The sequence below is a fragment of the Bacillus sp. CH30_1T genome (assembly GCF_008364765.1).
Lineage (GTDB): Bacteria > Bacillota > Bacilli > Bacillales > Bacillaceae_B > Rossellomorea.
On the sequence record NZ_VTUY01000014.1, the window covers coordinates 1 to 15,844 of the forward strand.

Annotated in this window: 16 protein-coding genes; 14 read left to right on the forward strand and 2 right to left on the reverse strand. The window is 40.0% G+C overall.

What is annotated here, in order from left to right; all coding sequences use genetic code 11:
* Nucleotides 1–188: transposase (locus F0342_RS21325; protein WP_464764950.1), on the reverse strand; the 188-nt coding region annotated here is incomplete at its 3' end.
* A 182-nt stretch (nt 189–370) separates the two neighbouring features.
* On the opposite strand from F0342_RS21325, the gene F0342_RS21330 reads away from it, so the two are divergent.
* From F0342_RS21330 to phoU, 7 genes are all read left to right on the forward strand, one after another.
* Nucleotides 371–1,585: an MFS transporter gene (locus F0342_RS21330; RefSeq protein ID WP_149157846.1), complete on the forward strand. Its 1,215-nt coding sequence runs from the start codon at nt 371–373 to the stop codon at nt 1,583–1,585.
* 177 nt (nt 1,586–1,762) lie between these two features.
* A complete protein-coding gene (locus tag F0342_RS21335) occupies nt 1,763–3,892 on the forward strand; it encodes a peptidoglycan D,D-transpeptidase FtsI family protein (protein WP_149157928.1) in 2,130 nt (709 codons plus the stop codon).
* 357 nt (nt 3,893–4,249) lie between these two features.
* Nucleotides 4,250–5,185, forward strand: coding sequence for a PstS family phosphate ABC transporter substrate-binding protein (locus F0342_RS21340; RefSeq protein ID WP_149157847.1), 936 nt, complete (start codon nt 4,250–4,252; stop codon nt 5,183–5,185).
* A gap of 131 nt (nt 5,186–5,316) precedes the next feature.
* The gene (gene pstC, locus F0342_RS21345; RefSeq protein ID WP_395940714.1) at nt 5,317–6,222 is read left to right on the forward strand and encodes a phosphate ABC transporter permease subunit PstC; all 906 of its coding nucleotides are present in this window, start codon (nt 5,317–5,319) and stop codon (nt 6,220–6,222) included.
* 2 nt (nt 6,223–6,224) lie between these two features.
* Nucleotides 6,225–7,103 carry a phosphate ABC transporter permease PstA gene (gene pstA, locus F0342_RS21350; protein WP_149157849.1) on the forward strand — a complete coding sequence of 293 codons (879 nt, stop codon included), beginning with the start codon at nt 6,225–6,227 and terminating at the stop codon, nt 7,101–7,103.
* A 58-nt stretch (nt 7,104–7,161) separates the two neighbouring features.
* A complete protein-coding gene (pstB, locus tag F0342_RS21355) occupies nt 7,162–7,962 on the forward strand; it encodes a phosphate ABC transporter ATP-binding protein PstB (RefSeq protein WP_316252643.1) in 801 nt (266 codons plus the stop codon).
* 88 nt (nt 7,963–8,050) lie between these two features.
* Nucleotides 8,051–8,710, forward strand: coding sequence for a phosphate signaling complex protein PhoU (phoU, locus tag F0342_RS21360; RefSeq protein ID WP_188048648.1), 660 nt, complete (start codon nt 8,051–8,053; stop codon nt 8,708–8,710).
* A 105-nt stretch (nt 8,711–8,815) separates the two neighbouring features.
* Here the strand turns inward: phoU and F0342_RS21365 are convergent, their stop codons facing one another.
* Entirely contained in the window at nt 8,816–9,163 is a 348-nt protein-coding gene (locus tag F0342_RS21365) for a helix-turn-helix domain-containing protein (RefSeq protein ID WP_188048649.1), read from the reverse strand.
* Between the two features lie 352 nt (nt 9,164–9,515).
* Between F0342_RS21365 and F0342_RS21370 the strand changes: the two genes are divergently transcribed.
* The 7 genes from F0342_RS21370 to F0342_RS21400 all read left to right on the forward strand — a co-directional run bounded on the left by F0342_RS21370 (nt 9,516) and on the right by F0342_RS21400 (nt 15,783).
* Complete coding sequence (locus tag F0342_RS21370; RefSeq protein WP_149157851.1) at nt 9,516–10,223, forward strand: DUF4912 domain-containing protein; 708 nt, start codon at nt 9,516–9,518, stop codon at nt 10,221–10,223.
* On the forward strand, nt 10,220–12,535 hold the full coding sequence (locus F0342_RS21375; protein WP_188048650.1) for a glycosyltransferase: 2,316 nt from the start codon (nt 10,220–10,222) through the stop codon (nt 12,533–12,535). The genes F0342_RS21370 and F0342_RS21375 overlap by 4 nt, the downstream gene beginning before the upstream one ends.
* On the forward strand, nt 12,532–13,539 hold the full coding sequence (locus F0342_RS21380) for a nucleotidyltransferase family protein (protein ID WP_149157853.1): 1,008 nt from the start codon (nt 12,532–12,534) through the stop codon (nt 13,537–13,539). Before F0342_RS21375 ends, F0342_RS21380 begins: the two co-directional genes overlap by 4 nt.
* Before the next feature lie 6 nt (nt 13,540–13,545).
* Nucleotides 13,546–14,127, forward strand: coding sequence for a hypothetical protein (locus tag F0342_RS21385; RefSeq protein ID WP_149157854.1), 582 nt, complete (start codon nt 13,546–13,548; stop codon nt 14,125–14,127).
* A 57-nt stretch (nt 14,128–14,184) separates the two neighbouring features.
* Entirely contained in the window at nt 14,185–14,334 is a 150-nt protein-coding gene (rpmG, locus tag F0342_RS21390) for a 50S ribosomal protein L33 (protein WP_064091498.1), read from the forward strand.
* Between the two features lie 110 nt (nt 14,335–14,444).
* On the forward strand, nt 14,445–15,008 hold the full coding sequence (locus tag F0342_RS21395; RefSeq protein ID WP_149157855.1) for a 5-formyltetrahydrofolate cyclo-ligase: 564 nt from the start codon (nt 14,445–14,447) through the stop codon (nt 15,006–15,008).
* Nucleotides 15,001–15,783 carry a DUF92 domain-containing protein gene (locus tag F0342_RS21400; RefSeq protein WP_262481846.1) on the forward strand — a complete coding sequence of 261 codons (783 nt, stop codon included), beginning with the start codon at nt 15,001–15,003 and terminating at the stop codon, nt 15,781–15,783. The genes F0342_RS21395 and F0342_RS21400 overlap by 8 nt, the downstream gene beginning before the upstream one ends.
* Nucleotides 15,784–15,844 lie beyond the last annotated feature (61 nt).

The window sequence follows — 15,844 nt, forward strand, 5'->3', positions numbered from 1 at the left end:
ATAAGAACGACGGGATCAATACTCGGTCGACCATTATCTAAACAATACTTATCTTTTACCAGGTCATAAATAAATTCAAAGTCAATCGCTTGTTCAACCTTCCTAACCAGATGATCCTCTGGAACAAGTTGGTCCAACGCAACCATTTCAATTTGATTTCTTCCATCCTCAACGTGTTTTGATAACATTTTATATCCCCCACAAAAATATCGATTCCATTCCATTATACAAAAAAAGCTTGTAGACTTGGTCTAATTTTTAGACTTTGTCTACAAGCTGGAGAGAGGTTCTTTCAAGAACCTCTCTTTTTTTTGTATAACTTCCCTCCCTTTTTCACAAGATAGGGGTACGTTAAAGGGGAGTTTTTCAAATGAGTAGCTATAAAAAGTTATTAGGCGATATTGATTTAACGAGAGACCTTACTCTGCTGCTGTTGATTGGCGGATTATATTCCTTGAGTATTGCGCTCTCAAACACATTTGTAAACATCTACTTGTGGAAGCAATCAGGTGAATTTATTGACCTAGGCATTTATAATTTAACCGTGGTGATCTTTCAACCAATAACATTTATTTTAGCTGGAAGATTGGCAAAGAAAGTAGACCGGGTGATTGTGTTACGCTTCGGGGTTATTTTTTTGGCTCTTTTTTACATATCTGTACTCTCGTTCGGGGAGTCGGCCGAAAATTACCTGGTTGTGTTAGGAGCGTTGCTCGGTATCGGCTACGGCTTCTATTGGTTAGCGTTTAATGTACTAACCTTTGAAATTACGGAACCTGAAACAAGAGATTTCTTCAATGGTTTCCTCGGTACGTTAACATCAGCTGGAGGAATGATCGGCCCGATCCTCGCAGGTTTTATCATCTCCAGATTTGCTTCGTATAAGGGCTATACTATTGTATTCGGTTTATCTCTCCTGCTATTTGCCATAGCCGTTCTTTTGAGCTTCTTTCTAAAAAGACGACCTGCATCGGGGCGATATCTATTCCTCAGAATACTGGAAGAAAGGAAAAACAATGCTAACTGGCGCTTCATTACGAACGCCCACTTCTTCCAGGGGTTGAGAGAAGGAACGTTTATCTTCATTATTTCTGTGTTTGTGTTCATCAGTACAGGTAGTGAGTTTGCCATCGGTACATTCGGACTCATAAACTCAGGGATCGCATTCGTAGGCTATTACATTGCATCGCGGGTGATTAAAAAAAAGTTTCGAAAAAAGGCTATTTTATTAGGTGGAATCCTTCTCTACCTGGCAATATTCTTGATTGTGTTTGATGTCACTTACACGAAGTTATTGCTCTATGCCGGGATGATTGCCATTGCATACCCCATCCTTCTGGTACCTTATATTTCAATGACATATGATGTAATCGGAACGGGATGGAACGCCGCTGAAATGAGAATCGAGTATATTGTCGTGAGGGAGATTTTCTTGAATTCGGGAAGAATTGTGTCAGTCCTGGCTTTCATCATTGCCGTCACATTTTTTAACCACGAAGAGAGTATCCCCATCCTCCTATTAATGCTTGGAGCAGGTCATACCCTCATATATTTCTTCGTGCGAAAAGTGGACTTACCCATTTAGGATATTCAAGCAAAGAGAGGGAAAGATTTCCTCTCTTTGCTTATGTCTAGATTATCCTTGTATTTTTCTATAAAATAAGAAGGGATGGTAACGATATAAAGATATTTTTACATAGAGGAAGGGTTGGAAAGATTGAAAAGAAATAAGAGAAAAAGAAAGACGCATGTTCCCGTTCGGATGAATTTGCTGTTTTTTGCCGTGTTCTTATTATTCTCTCTTCTGGTTCTTAGACTGGGACTCGTTCAAATAGTGAACGGAGAAAGCTACAAGAAGGAAGTAGAAAGAACAGAGGATGTTGTCGTCAATACAGGTGTGCCACGAGGGAAAATGTATGACCGTTATGGAAATGTGATCGTCGATAATGTACCGTTAAATGCGATTACGTATACACGTGCAAACAACACCAAGATCGAGGAGATGATGGAGGTTGCAGCCAAGCTTTCTGAGTACATTGAAAAAGATACCAAAGAAGTGACAGAAAGAGACAAGAAAGATTATTGGTTATTAAATAATAAAGAACAAGCAGACAAAAAGGTGTCAGAAGAGGAAATTAAAAAGCTTCAAGGCAATGAAGATTTATCTGAAGACGATGTAAACGCGAAAGTGTACCAAATGAGATTAGACCGGATCACAGAAGACGAGTTAGCATCACTGACTGAAAAGGATTTAGAAATCATTGCGATTTATCGTGAGTTCTCCAGCGGGTATGCATTAAATCCGCAAGTTGTGAAGAACGAAGGGGTCACCCCGGAAGAATTTGCCGTCGTCAGTGAACATCTCAGTGAACTACCCGGCATCAATACCACTACAGACTGGAAGCGATCCTACGTATTTGATGATATGTTGAGGACGATTCTTGGGAATGTTTCTTCCTCAAGAGAAGGTCTGCCAAAGAACCTGGTAGATTCCTATTTAGCGAAAGACTACAACCGGAATGATCGTGTAGGGAAGAGTTACGTTGAATTAGAATATGAAGATGTCCTGCAAGGTCAAAAGGAACAAATCAAAAATGTCACCAAAGGTGGTAGCGTGTTGGAATCTGTACTCGTACAAGAAGGTCAACGTGGAAAAGATATTGTTCTGACAATCGATATGGAGCTTCAACGTGAAGTCGAAAAGATTATAGAAGAAGAATTACGAAAACAGATTATAAATCGCGGTGAGTCTCCTAACCTGGATCGGGCTTACGTGGTCATGATTGACCCAAATACAGGGGAGATATTAGCCATGGCCGGAAAACAGTATGTGAAGAACTCTGAAACAGGCAAGTACGAGATGAGAGATGCTGCGTTAGGAACCTTTACGTCTTCTTATGAAGTGGGATCTGTGGTTAAGGGTGCCACCGTATTAACCGGTTATATGACAGGGAATTTAAAACCGGGAGAAGTGTTGATCGATGAACCATTAAAAATCAAAGGGACAAAGCCCAAATCTTCATGGTTCAATAAATATCAACGAATTCCCATGTCAGACTTGTTTGCTCTGGAGAAGTCTTCTAATTCATATATGTGGAAGGTTGCCCTTAAAGTAGCAGGAGGTCAGTATGTACCGAATGAGCCGATTGTGAATAATCCTGAAGCCTTTGACATCTTTCGGAATCACTACGCTCAATTCGGATTGGGTGTGCCGACTGGAATCGACTTACCTGGTGAGTCTTCCGGACTTACAGGTACTGACACCACTCCTGGTTTCTTGCTGGATTTAGCGATCGGGCAGTTTGATACGTATACAACCATGCAATTAGCTCAATACATTTCTACCATTGCCAATGATGGTTATCGTGTGGAACCACATATCATGAAAGAAATAAGAGAGCCGACAAATGATCAGGAAAGCCTGGGACCGATCCTGTTTGAAAAAGAAACGAATGTGCTGAATCGCATCGATGCGACACAAGCCCAGATCGAGCACGTTCAACAAGGATTCTATCGTGTGTACCACTATCCGGATGGTACGGCGTATGATCAATTCAAGGATGCACCATATAATGCGGCAGGTAAATCGGGTACCGCTGAGACGTATGTAGATGGAGAGCTGAACTATAACACGACTCTTATCGGATACGCCCCATTTGATAACCCTGAAGTGGCGTATGCCACAATGGTTCCTGCTTCTCATATCCAAGCAAGCGGAGTAGCCGATCCTTACGTCAATAAATACATCTCTAAACGAGTGATGGATAAGTACTTTGAACTGAAGAAGAAACGTGCAGAAGAAGTGAAGGACCCCACTTCAGTTAACAAGAAAGTAGAAAACGCTGAAGAGGCAGAAGAACAAATGCAAGAGGAAAGAGAACAGAATAACTAAGCAAACGGCAGCTGGTTTCCACGAAGTATCTTACTGGAAATCAGCTTTTTTCTTATGGTTTTTAAACCTTTTACTCAAAATCAAAAGAGCATTTATATTATGAAAACGAGAATCAGGATCAGATCGATATAAATTATTTGATTTTTATCAGTGAACTACATAATTTACAAATCATTGTCCAATCTATGTCTAATAAGGGTTTGAAGAGGTTTATCAGATTCTGGGAAGGGTCATGAAGATGAAGAATAATGTCGAATTTACAAAACCTTTACAAATGGTTAAAACCGCATTAACACTCATCTATTAATCTATTACTCGTAGGACAAAACAACCAAGTTTCTTAGGGGGAATTTAGGAATGAAAAGCTTTAAGTATCTAGCAATGTCAGCAATGATCGGATCAGCTCTTGTATTAGGAGCATGTGGTGCTCAAGGTGGAGCTGAAAGTGGCTCAGGAGAACAGCTGTCCGGCAGCGTGAAAATGGATGGATCATCAACTGTTGCTCCGATCATGGAAGCAGTTAATGAAGAGTATGCAGCTGCACAACCTGATGTAAAGGTATCTATCGGTGTATCAGGTTCTGGTGGTGGATTTGAAAAGTTCATCGCAGGTGAAACGGATCTTTCAAACGCTTCCCGTCCTATCAAAGACGAAGAAAAGCAAAAGCTGGAAGAAGCTGGTATAGATTTCACTGAATTCGAAGTTGCTAAAGACGGTCTTACAATCGTTGTTAATAAAGAAAATGACTGGGTAGAAGACATGACAGTTGAAGATCTTCAAAAGCTTTGGGTTGAAGATGGAAAAACAAAGAAATGGTCTGATATCAACTCGGAATGGCCAGATGAAGAAGTGAAATTCTATTCTCCTGGTACTGACTCAGGAACATATGATTATTTCAACGAAGTCATTTTAGAAGAAAAAGATATGACTAAACAAAACATTCAGCTTTCTGAAGATGATAACGTTCTTGTACAAGGTGTAACAGGTGATAAAAACGCCATCGGATTCTTCGGTTTTGCTTATTACCTTGCAAATAAAGAAGAACTTAAAGCGGTGAAAATCGGCGGAGTAGAGCCGAATAACGAAACAATCGAGAGTGGGGAATACACTCCACTATCACGACCATTGTTCGTATATGCTAAAAACGCTTCTGTTAAAGATAATGAAGCTGTATATGATTTCATGAAATTCACTCTTGATAACTCTGCTGAAATGGCAGAAGCAGTTGGCTATGTAAGTCTTCCTGAAGATAAAGTCAAGGAAGCTACTGAAAAATTAGAAGGTCTTAAATAAAATTAATCGTTGTTAAAGTCAAAATGAACAGGTGAGAAGCGATTACTTGCTTCTCATCTTGTCATGTGGATGAAAGGGGTTTGCATTATATGGCTACAAATTCAAAAGGATCATCATACTCTGTTGCGGAGATGATTTCACAAAAAAGTGGTAAAGGCTTGAATCGTTCTGTTGAAAAGGCTATACCATGGATCTTGTTTGCAATAGCCGGGGTTTCAGTATTAACAACCATAGGTATCGTATTTACTCTTATCTTTGAAACATTTACATTCTTCTCGAGAGTATCCGTATTTGAATTCATAACAGGAACAGAATGGTTTCCTTTTTCTAATCAGAATCCAAGTTACGGAATCATTCCTTTAATCTCGGGAACATTGAAGATTACCGGAATAGCTGTAGTGGTAGCAGTACCAATAGGACTTGCCTCCGCCATTTATTTGAGTGAGTATGCCACAGATCGTTCAAGAAGGTTCATCAAACCGATATTAGAGGTATTAGCGGGGATTCCAACGATCGTATTTGGGTTCTTTGCTCTAACATTTGTTACTCCTTTATTGGAGTCATTCATACCTGAATTAAGTATATTTAATGCATTAAGTCCTGGAATTGTAGTTGGGATCATGATTATTCCCATGATTGCTTCTCTATCTGAAGACGCGATGTCGTCTGTTCCGAATTCCATACGTGAAGGTGCACAGGCATTAGGGGCAACTAAATTAGAAGTTGCACTTAAGGTTGTTTTACCCGCAGCTGTATCAGGTATTGTTGCATCGATTGTACTTGCCATCTCCCGTGCAATTGGAGAGACCATGATTGTAACGGTTGCTGCAGGAGCTTCTCCAAACCTGTCTTGGAATGTTACTGACTCCATTCAAACGATGACAGCGTACATCGTTCAGGTAAGTACAGGTGATGCAGGGTATGGAACGACGATTTACTATAGTATTTATGCAGTAGGTTTCACTTTATTCTTATTCACACTTGGTATGAACCTGCTAGCCCAATACATCTCTAAGCGATTCAGAGAGGAGTATTAATCATGAAGTATATCAATCATGAAAATGTCTTAAAAAAGATGTCTTCCAGATTAATGGTGAATAGCGTTTTTAAAGGGCTTTTCTTCCTGGCGACTTTATTTGGCTTAGTCGTGTTGTGTGTATTATTATATCGGGTATTCACTCAAGGAATTGGATACTTGGATCTGCAATTTTTACAAAATGTGGGATCGAGGTTCCCTGAAAAAGCAGGGATTTATGCCGCCTTTATGGGGACGATTTGGCTAATGTTCGTTGTTGTTATCGTTTCGTTCATATTAGCAGTGGGGACGGCCATTTATTTAGAAGAGTATGCTAAACAAAACAAAATCAATAAATTTATCAAAGTGAATATTTCAAATCTTGCAGGTGTTCCTTCCGTTGTATTTGGTCTTTTAGGTTTAACGATCTTTGCCCGGGCCTTTGCCCTTGGTCAAAGTGTACTGGCCGCCGGTTTGACGATGAGTTTGCTCATTCTGCCTGTGATTATTGTTGCAGCACAAGAAGCGATTCGTTCTGTACCAAGAGAGTTAAGGGACGCATCTTATGGTATGGGTGCTACAAAGTGGCAGACGATTACTAGAGTAGTATTACCAGCTGCAATACCCGGGATATTGACAGGAAGCATTTTAGCGTTTTCCCGTGCAATCGGAGAAACAGCGCCACTAGTCGTTATCGGTGTACCAACGATATTACTATTTACACCAGGTTCCATCTTGGATACATTTACAGCTCTTCCAATGCAAATTTACGATTGGACAAAACGACCACAAGCAGATTTCCATGATGTAGCAGCTGCAGGGATTATTATCCTGTTAGGCTTACTGTTACTCATGAACTCGATTGCGGTGCTGATTCGTAATAAGTTTCAAAAAAGATATTAATATCGCATTTTTATTGGTTTTAAATGGATGAAGGAGGCTTTCAAATATGGAAACAACAATGGTGAACAACAATAATAAAGGTATGATCAATAGTTCAGTTAGAAAAGAGCCTGTTTATCAGACAAAGCAGCTTAACTTATGGTACGGTACAAATCATGCGTTGAAAAATATTGATTTAGATATTATGGAAAATGAAGTGACGGCCATCATCGGTCCATCCGGATGTGGGAAATCCACTTATATTAAAACATTAAATCGTATGATCGAGCTGATTCCAAGCGTAAAAACATCAGGTGATATCTTTTATCGTGAACGTAATATTTTTGATCGAAATTATCGTGTCGAGGAATTAAGAACGAAGGTGGGGATGGTCTTCCAAAAACCTAATCCGTTTCCTAAGTCGATTTATGACAACATTGCATATGGTCCTCGAATCCACGGAATTAAAAACAAAAAAATGCTGGATGAAATTGTTGAAAAAAGCTTAAGGGGAGCAGCGATTTGGGATGAAGTGAAAGATCGTCTGAATCAAAATGCATATGGTTTATCGGGTGGACAACAGCAGCGTATCTGTATAGCAAGATGTCTTGCTATTGAACCCGATGTCATTCTGATGGATGAACCTACGTCTGCTCTGGATCCGATTTCTACATTAAAGATTGAAGAGCTGGTTCAAGAGTTAAAAACAGAATACAGTATTATTATTGTTACTCATAATATGCAACAGGCTGCACGTATTTCTGACCGCACAGCCTTCTTCCTGAACGGGGAAGTCATTGAATTTGACAAAACAGATAAAATCTTCTCTACTCCATCTGATAAGCGTACAGAAGACTATATCTCCGGCCGTTTCGGTTAATTCACATTCAAAAAAAGGATAAATATCACCGGGTGTTTAATTCCTACTATTGAGAAGCTTAAGTGTTGAAAGAGGAAGGGGTATAATCATGGCAGTTAGGGGACAATTTGATGCGAATTTGAAAGAGTTGCAAACCAAACTAATGGATTTGGGTAACATTGCAAAGGTTGCACTTGAGAGAAGTATTGTAGCGTTAGAAGAGAAGGATGTTGATACGGCGCTTGCTATTATCGAAGGCGATCAAAAAGCCGATGATCTGGAAGAGGAAATCAATGATTTAGCCATTCTGACTATAGCTAAGCAACAACCTGTGGCAACTGACTTAAGAAGAATCATCGTTGCTATCAAAATTGCTTCAGACTTGGAAAGAATCGCAGATTTCGCTGTGAACGTAGCGAAATCAACGATCCGTATTGGTAATGAACCACTAATTAAACCGATTCATCATATTAAAGAAATGCATGCCATAACATCTGAAATGATTCAGCTAACTTTAGAGTCATTTGTCGAAGAAGATGTGGCGAAAGCAAAGAGAATCGCTGATATGGATGATAAGGTAGATGACTTATATGGTGAAACGATTGTAGAGCTTCTGACTCTCAATAAAGAAAAGCCTGAATTCACGGCTCAGATTACTCAGCTTTCATTCATCTGCCGATATCTTGAACGAGCTGCAGATCATTCAACAAACATTGCAGAAGGTGTATTCTATCTAGTGAAAGGTCGTCGTTACGATTTGAATGAATAGACACTACCAGAAAAAAAGCTGTCCCCATCAAGGGCAGCTTTTTCTATGCATTCTATTGAGTATCATTTTAATCAATAAATTTAATGTTAATTCATGACCCTCTCTTTATAGCTTTGAAATAAGTTGCTGGACTTCTGATTTAGAAAGTGCAGATTGCTTTGCGATTTGTTCGACAGGTATCCCTTGTTGATATAACGCAATGACTTGATTTTTCACAACCTCATGAATGGGTTTTCTGACAGAAGCTGTTTTTTGTAAAGGAGCATCGCCATTCACCATCAACTCTTCTTCCAGTACCCGTATTCTCTTCTTTAACTGATAATGCTCCTGAAGAACATTCATTGACAATTCTTCTATGTCTTTTTCAATATCACGATACCGATCCCGTTGGAAAAACGAAATGATTAGTAATAGGATAGAGAAGCTTACTAATCCAATGAATAGTAAATCCACTATATCACCTCATACAGTATTATTCTCCTTTAGTTATAGCATAGATAATGGCTTATCTCTATAAGATGGAAGGATAAATTTGTGGAAAGAACCAATATTTTGTCGAATGTCACTGGGCAGTTATGAAAGAATCTTGTCGTTCCGATAATGTAAACGCTTAAATATCATTTCAGCATAATAATTTGCAAAAAAAATGCATGATAAACCCCATTATCACCACGTTTAACAAGATACGACAAAATGCGTTTATTGTAGGTTTTTGAATAGGGTGTTACGATGAATTTATAGATAATTGTCATAATTTTTAGATTGAAATTATATAATATTTAGTTACTCTTTAGGAGGAATTGTTTTGATCACAGATATCATTCGGTTAAAAGAACAAGGAGTGTCATTCAGGAAAATTGCCAAAGAGCTGAATACTACGGTTGGGAAAGTTCAATATCAATGGGTGAAGTATCAGAAGGCTCAGGGAAACTCTACTGTAAATGAGGGTACCCCTGTTAAAGTGATTGAGCCGAAAATACCGAAAAAACGGGTAGGAAGAGCTTCCTTTGGGAGAAAGATGCCTAAGCCCCGTGCGAAAAACCCGCGTGCCACTGAATTATCAATCATGTTCTCTACGTCATCCAGAATCTATTGCTATTGGAACATTTCTCAAGAATGGATTCGCCATGTGAAAAGCCATTTTAAAATGAATGTTGACCCTCAACCTTTTGTCCTTCGTTTATATGATATTACATCGATTTCCTTTAACGGACATAATCATCACACATACTCAGATTCATATGTTCCCCATACGGAGAGTGATTGGTTTGTAAATGGTCTAAAGGAAAACAGAAGCTACTGTATGGAAATTGGATTACGCTTACCGTCAGGTGACTTTGTTGCATTCACCCGTTCCAATGTACTCCACACCCCAAGAACGTCCCATCATCAGGAGTATCATAGTATGAAAGAGTTATTTGAATATGAGCAAGGATTAATTAAAGAACCGAAATGGGTGGAGCATGTGAGCACCTATTCGTATTATGTAATGAATCAGGAGGAAAAGGCATGAAAGGACTTTCGGCAGTGATGATATATCCACAATTTAACGAACTGGCTTTTTCACAATGTAACGAACGGGAAGATCTACTTACTTCTATCCTTCTCGAAAATAGTGCATTGTTAGATCTTCTAGAGCGTAACGGAGCATCCTCTATACCTGTCGTGATGAACCCTACCCTCTTCTCGCTTTTTATGAGTGAAGAGTTTAAGGAGAAAGCTCACTCAATCATTCAATCCAACCTTCTACAAGCAGAACCGCATGAAAAGAGTAAATGGCAGCTGGTCTATTCTCAGTGGTCGACCCATGACATGAATTTCGTACAAGCCTATAAGAGTTTGGTGATAGAAGGTAAAGCTACCGTGATTCCTACGACTGTTAGCTCATTCCCACTGACACATTACAGGACTCCAAGGGCGATTGAGTCTCAAGTGCGTATGAGTACGCTGTTGTACAAGCAGTATTTTCAAATGATTCCTAAGTTTTTTTGGTTACCTCGGGCAGCGTATGTTCCTGGAATTGACTTATACCTTACTAAGCAAGGAATCGAATTCACATTTATATCCTCCCACTCGTATGAACATAGTGAAAAAGAGAAGGACAGCGGTGTCATTAGAACACCTAGGGGGTTAAGGTTAATACCGGTTTCAGAAGGGGGGATCGGAGCATTAGAAGAGGACGTTCATTCACTTTCCATTGTTTTCATCGAGGATCAATTAAGCTACGATGAATGGATAAATGGGGAGTTCACACACTCATTAAAGGAAAAGGTGGAATCTTCTACTGCTCTTTCCAGAGTAGGTTTTGGTTTTCTTGGAATGGAGAAGCAAACCCCTATTCTTTCTGACGCGGCCATGAAGAATATTCGAATCATTCATCGTATGGAAGAGAAACTTGACGATCTGTATTCATCTGCAGGGCAGACAGAGGTCGCACATCAACTAATGCGGGAATGGATCGCGAGCCTGGAAGGGACGAATATTGAGTCTGACTTAGGTACTATTCACTTTGACAGCTTATTTAATATGGTAACGGAAGGTCAGATTGATAAACATTTATTCCTTCATCGTAAAAGTGTCGTTCCATTTCCATCTGATGAAATCCTTGAAAAGCTTTTCGCAGGCAATTTAGAAGAAAAAGCAGTGAAACAGGATTCCGTTCTGATCCTCTCATGGGAATACCCGCCGAATATCGTGGGGGGACTCTCAAGGCATGTGTATGACCTGGCTAATAATCTTGTGAAAAAAGGGAAACAGGTGCACGTTCTTACGACCAAAGCAAATGATGCCCTTTCACTTGAGAAGATGGAAGGGGTTACGATTCACCGTGTACATCCCCTGCATCCATACGAAGAAGACTTCTTTAAGTGGGTATTTGATTTAAATCAGGCGTTCATTCATTACGCCCATGATCTGATAAGAGATGAAAGAATCACTCATATTCATGCCCATGATTGGATTGTGTCCACTTCAGCGATAAAACTGAAAGAGTACTATTCAATTCCTCTCATCACAACCATTCACGCAACTGAACATGGACGCAATCAAGGAATATATACCGATTTGCAACACAAGATTCACCGGGAAGAGCAGCTTCTCATTAGTGCATCTGACCACCTTATTGTGTGCAGTGAGCATATGAAAGAGGAAATCAAGAGCTTATTTACTATCCAAGCACCAGTCGCTGTGATACCAAATGGCGTAGAATTAGAGAAGCTCGATCAATCTTCCCCTTATAGCTTTGAACAGCCTTCCACTCCGTATTTCTTTTCAATCGGACGGATGGTTCACGAGAAAGGGTTCGACACGATTATAAGGGTAGCATCACAGTTAAAGAGAGAAGGATTCAACATCTCTTTTATCATAGCTGGAAAAGGCCCGATGTTAGAACACTATCGTCAAATGGTAGCCCATGAAGACCTGAGTGATTGTGTGTCCTTCATCGGATACATTTCTGATAGGGAGCGGAATGACTATTTGAAAAATTGTTTAGCGGTAATTTTCCCAAGTCTTTATGAGCCATTCGGCATTGTTGCCTTGGAGGCAATGGCTTTCCGTAAAGGGGTGGTCGCCTCCAATACAGGAGGACTTAAATCAATCGTGAAACATGAACAAACTGGCTTATTATTTGAGCCCAATCATGAACAAAGCCTTTATGGACAATTGGTCTCATTAATTGAAAATCCTTCAAAATCGGAGCAACTAGGGAATTTCGGTTTCAAAATGGCTCAATCCATGTTTAGTTGGGATCGGATCGCTGAACAAACCATCCACGTATACGATGATGTGCTTCTTCAATCAAAAGTAGAAGGCATAAAAAGATGAAGGCCGTGATATTGGCAGGTGGAGAAGGCAAGCGGTTAAGACCCTATACAATGTCGATTGCAAAGCCAATGGTTCCGATTCTGAATAAGCCAATTCTGGAATACAGCATCAACCTCCTCAGGTCATATGGAATTAAAGATATTCTCATCACCACCTGTTACAAAAGCGAAACGATTAAAGACTACTTTGGTGATGGGAAACGTTTCGATGTAAACATTACCTATCTGGAGGAAAAATCTCCCCTTGGAACAGCAGGAGGGATCTTCCTCGCCAGGCACCGACTTCGTGAACCGTTCCTGGTGTTAAGTGGAGATGCATTCACGAATATTCCAATAGATAAAGTCATTGAATTCCATTATGAGAAAAGAGCGGCAATGACCCTCGTCTCAAAAGAAGTAGAGAATCCAAAAGAATATGGGATATGTCATACAAACGAAAATCGTAAATTGGTTAATTTTATCGAAAAGCCGGAAGAGTGGATAGGAAATGAGGTGAACACCGGGGTATACATGTTAGATCCACGACTGCTTGATCGCTATGCTCACTTAGGAGCGAGGGATTTCGGTCAGGATTTCATTCCTCAGCTGCTTACGAACAATGAGGAAGTCTATGTTTTTAAAACAAGTGCTTATTGGAGAGATATCGGAAACCCGGAAGAATATAAATGCGCACGTGATGATCTCATGAAGGGGCAATATTCTCCCCCCTCCTTAAAAAAAGGCTTCCACCACTCTAAAGGCTTTATTGAGCCATTTATCACCAGACTTCAAGTAGCGTGTCCAAATGGTAAGAAACCCATCGTCCTTGCTAAATTACTGGAAAGCGTTCCGTCTTCCTCCAGTCAGAAAGAGATCGTTTTTGATCATAGAGATGGTGGCCGAACGAAAATCATAAGTGATCCAAAAAGAGGATTCATCATTTATTCCAAAGCTGACAGACGAAATCTGGCAAGGGAGCTTGCCAGATATTATGGAAAGAAAATAAAAATCTGGCAAAAGGTGTAGAGGCTAATGAAGGAGAATCCGTTTGAAAAGTTCCATATCCAAGGAATAGCCTGGAACAAGAAAAATGAATATGTACCCCTTTACTCAGAGAAACTAACCTCTCTTACCGGCATAAGTGTGAAAATTAACGAACATATTGAAGGCTGGGGAGAAGCCTTTGCCTTTGAAATGGAAAATACCACAAAGGAAAGCAGGGATCTTAAGGTTTTCTTTCTCATTGAATGGCTCGCTTGTAAAGAAGATGGAGTTGGGGTATTATCACTGTCCAAGGATACGTTCTGGAATTACAGTGGTAAACTTGTTGCCATCACGAACATTGTTTCCTGCGCGGGCTCTGTTAAGAAATCCATCTATCCCCTTAACTTGAAAGGCTTACAACTATGGAAGAAATCCCTGAGTAACGGAAGCCTTTACTACTATCCGATCACCAATGGTCTTAATATGATGGTCTATATGTTAGACTTTTCATTCAAGCCTTTTGAAGTGAAACAAGGCAAAGTGTATGCCATTGAAGGAGCTTTGGAAGAGGAGATTTCAAATTTAAGCGATAGAATAAAAAACGGACTAGCATTTCCGAAAGAAAAGTGATATTATAGAAAAGTCGTATGAATAGTAGATGATGTAAATGTTTGGAGGGAAACAATAATGCGTGTAAACATTACTTTAGCTTGCACAGAAACTGGTGAGCGTAACTATATTACAACCAAGAACAAGCGTAACAACCCAGACCGTCTTGAGCTAAAAAAATATTGCCCGAAATTAAAGCGTGTGACTCTTCACCGCGAAACGAAATAAGCAGCCGGATTTTATCCGCTGCTTTTTTTTATGCTCATACGGTTACAACATCGCATTTACATAGAGAATCCATTAAAATAATATCTGTATAGTAAGTATGGAGGGATATTATGTCTAAAAAAGAACTACGGAATCTTCAGCTTCAATCGTTAAAATTAATCGATTATACAGCTTTTCAACAAAAGTGTTTTAGAATAGAACAATTACTCTTTGAATCTCCTGAGTGGATGCAGAGCAATACCGTTGCGGTGACCATTTCAAAGTCTCCGGAAGTCAATACGTGGAATATCATCAAACGGGGCTGGGAGGAAGGGAAAACGGTAGTAGTCCCGAAATGTTTACCGAAAAACCATGAATTGGTCTTCTTTGAACTTCAGGATTTCCAACAGCTCGAACAATCCTATTTTGATTTGTATGAACCAGACCCCGACAAGTCGACCGTTGTACATATTAACGCTATTGAATTGATGATCGTTCCAGGTTTAGCTTTTACTGAAAAGGGCTATCGTCTGGGGTTTGGCGGGGGATATTATGACAGGTTACTCTCAACCTTTTCGGGTCTGACGATGTCCCTTGCCTTTGTGGAGCAAATGGTCGATACATTGCCAATCGAATCTTTCGACATACCCGTTGGAACGATCTTGACGGAAAAGGGACGAATCGATTGTGATTAATGAGTATTTCTTTCTGCTACTTTTTATTTTCTCTATCGCCATAGTAGGATGGAAAACCAGTAATTTAAGTCTCTCAGGCGCAATAATGGCCATAATGATAGGCCTGGCTATTGGCTGCTCCTATGGGTTTGAGGGGCTGTTTATATTAGGCGTGTTCTTCTTGTCATCAAGCATATGGTCACGCCTTTTTAAGAAAAGCAAGATAGGGATCGATGAGCGCTTAGCGAAAACGTCCATCAGGGACTGGCAGCAAGTGTTGGCGAACGGAGGTCCTGCAGCCCTCTTTGCCTTATTATTCAGTGTGACGGGAAACGAAGTCTGGACACTAGCCTTCATTGCGTCAGTCGCAGGGGCAAACGCTGATACATGGGCATCAGAAATCGGTCCTCTCAGTCATAAAATGCCGTTTTCCATAAGAACGTTCAGGAGAGTTCCAAAAGGCACGTCAGGTGCTGTTTCCATCATCGGAACGGTAGCGGCTTTCTTGGGTTCTGCTCTTATCTCACTAGCCTCATTGATTTTGTTGAATGTCATAGATGTATATCTCTTATTACTCCTTCTCCTTTCCGGATTTTTAGGAAACATCCTGGATACAATGCTGGGCGCGTTCATACAGTTGGAGTACCGGTGTCCGGTCTGCAATCTTCGAACAGAGTCAACAATTCATTGTGAACATTACACAGAAAAAACGAAAGGGCTTCCTCTCATGAACAATGAGACAGTAAATGCTCTGTCTAGTCTTTTTGCAGGAGTACTTATGCTCATATTCTATTGACGGTAACGAAAGAAAGTATCGTTTCCTTGCAATTTAGTGGGATAAGCTTCTCTATAATGAT

What these genes read in the sequence shown, in the direction of transcription:
- F0342_RS21330 (WP_149157846.1), top strand. Translation starts at nt 371, where the DNA reads ATGAGTAGCTATAAAAAGTTATTAGGCGATATTGATTTAACGAGAGAC.
- F0342_RS21335 (WP_149157928.1), top strand. Translation starts at nt 1,763, where the DNA reads ATGAATTTGCTGTTTTTTGCCGTGTTCTTATTATTCTCTCTTCTGGTT.
- F0342_RS21340 (WP_149157847.1), top strand. Translation starts at nt 4,250, where the DNA reads ATGAAAAGCTTTAAGTATCTAGCAATGTCAGCAATGATCGGATCAGCT.
- pstC (WP_395940714.1), top strand. Translation starts at nt 5,317, where the DNA reads ATGATTTCACAAAAAAGTGGTAAAGGCTTGAATCGTTCTGTTGAAAAG.
- pstA (WP_149157849.1), top strand. Translation starts at nt 6,225, where the DNA reads ATGAAGTATATCAATCATGAAAATGTCTTAAAAAAGATGTCTTCCAGA.
- pstB (WP_316252643.1), top strand. Translation starts at nt 7,162, where the DNA reads ATGGTGAACAACAATAATAAAGGTATGATCAATAGTTCAGTTAGAAAA.
- phoU (WP_188048648.1), top strand. Translation starts at nt 8,051, where the DNA reads ATGGCAGTTAGGGGACAATTTGATGCGAATTTGAAAGAGTTGCAAACC.
- F0342_RS21375 (WP_188048650.1), top strand. Translation starts at nt 10,220, where the DNA reads ATGAAAGGACTTTCGGCAGTGATGATATATCCACAATTTAACGAACTG.
- F0342_RS21380 (WP_149157853.1), top strand. Translation starts at nt 12,532, where the DNA reads ATGAAGGCCGTGATATTGGCAGGTGGAGAAGGCAAGCGGTTAAGACCC.
- F0342_RS21385 (WP_149157854.1), top strand. Translation starts at nt 13,546, where the DNA reads ATGAAGGAGAATCCGTTTGAAAAGTTCCATATCCAAGGAATAGCCTGG.
- rpmG (WP_064091498.1), top strand. Translation starts at nt 14,185, where the DNA reads ATGCGTGTAAACATTACTTTAGCTTGCACAGAAACTGGTGAGCGTAAC.
- F0342_RS21395 (WP_149157855.1), top strand. Translation starts at nt 14,445, where the DNA reads ATGTCTAAAAAAGAACTACGGAATCTTCAGCTTCAATCGTTAAAATTA.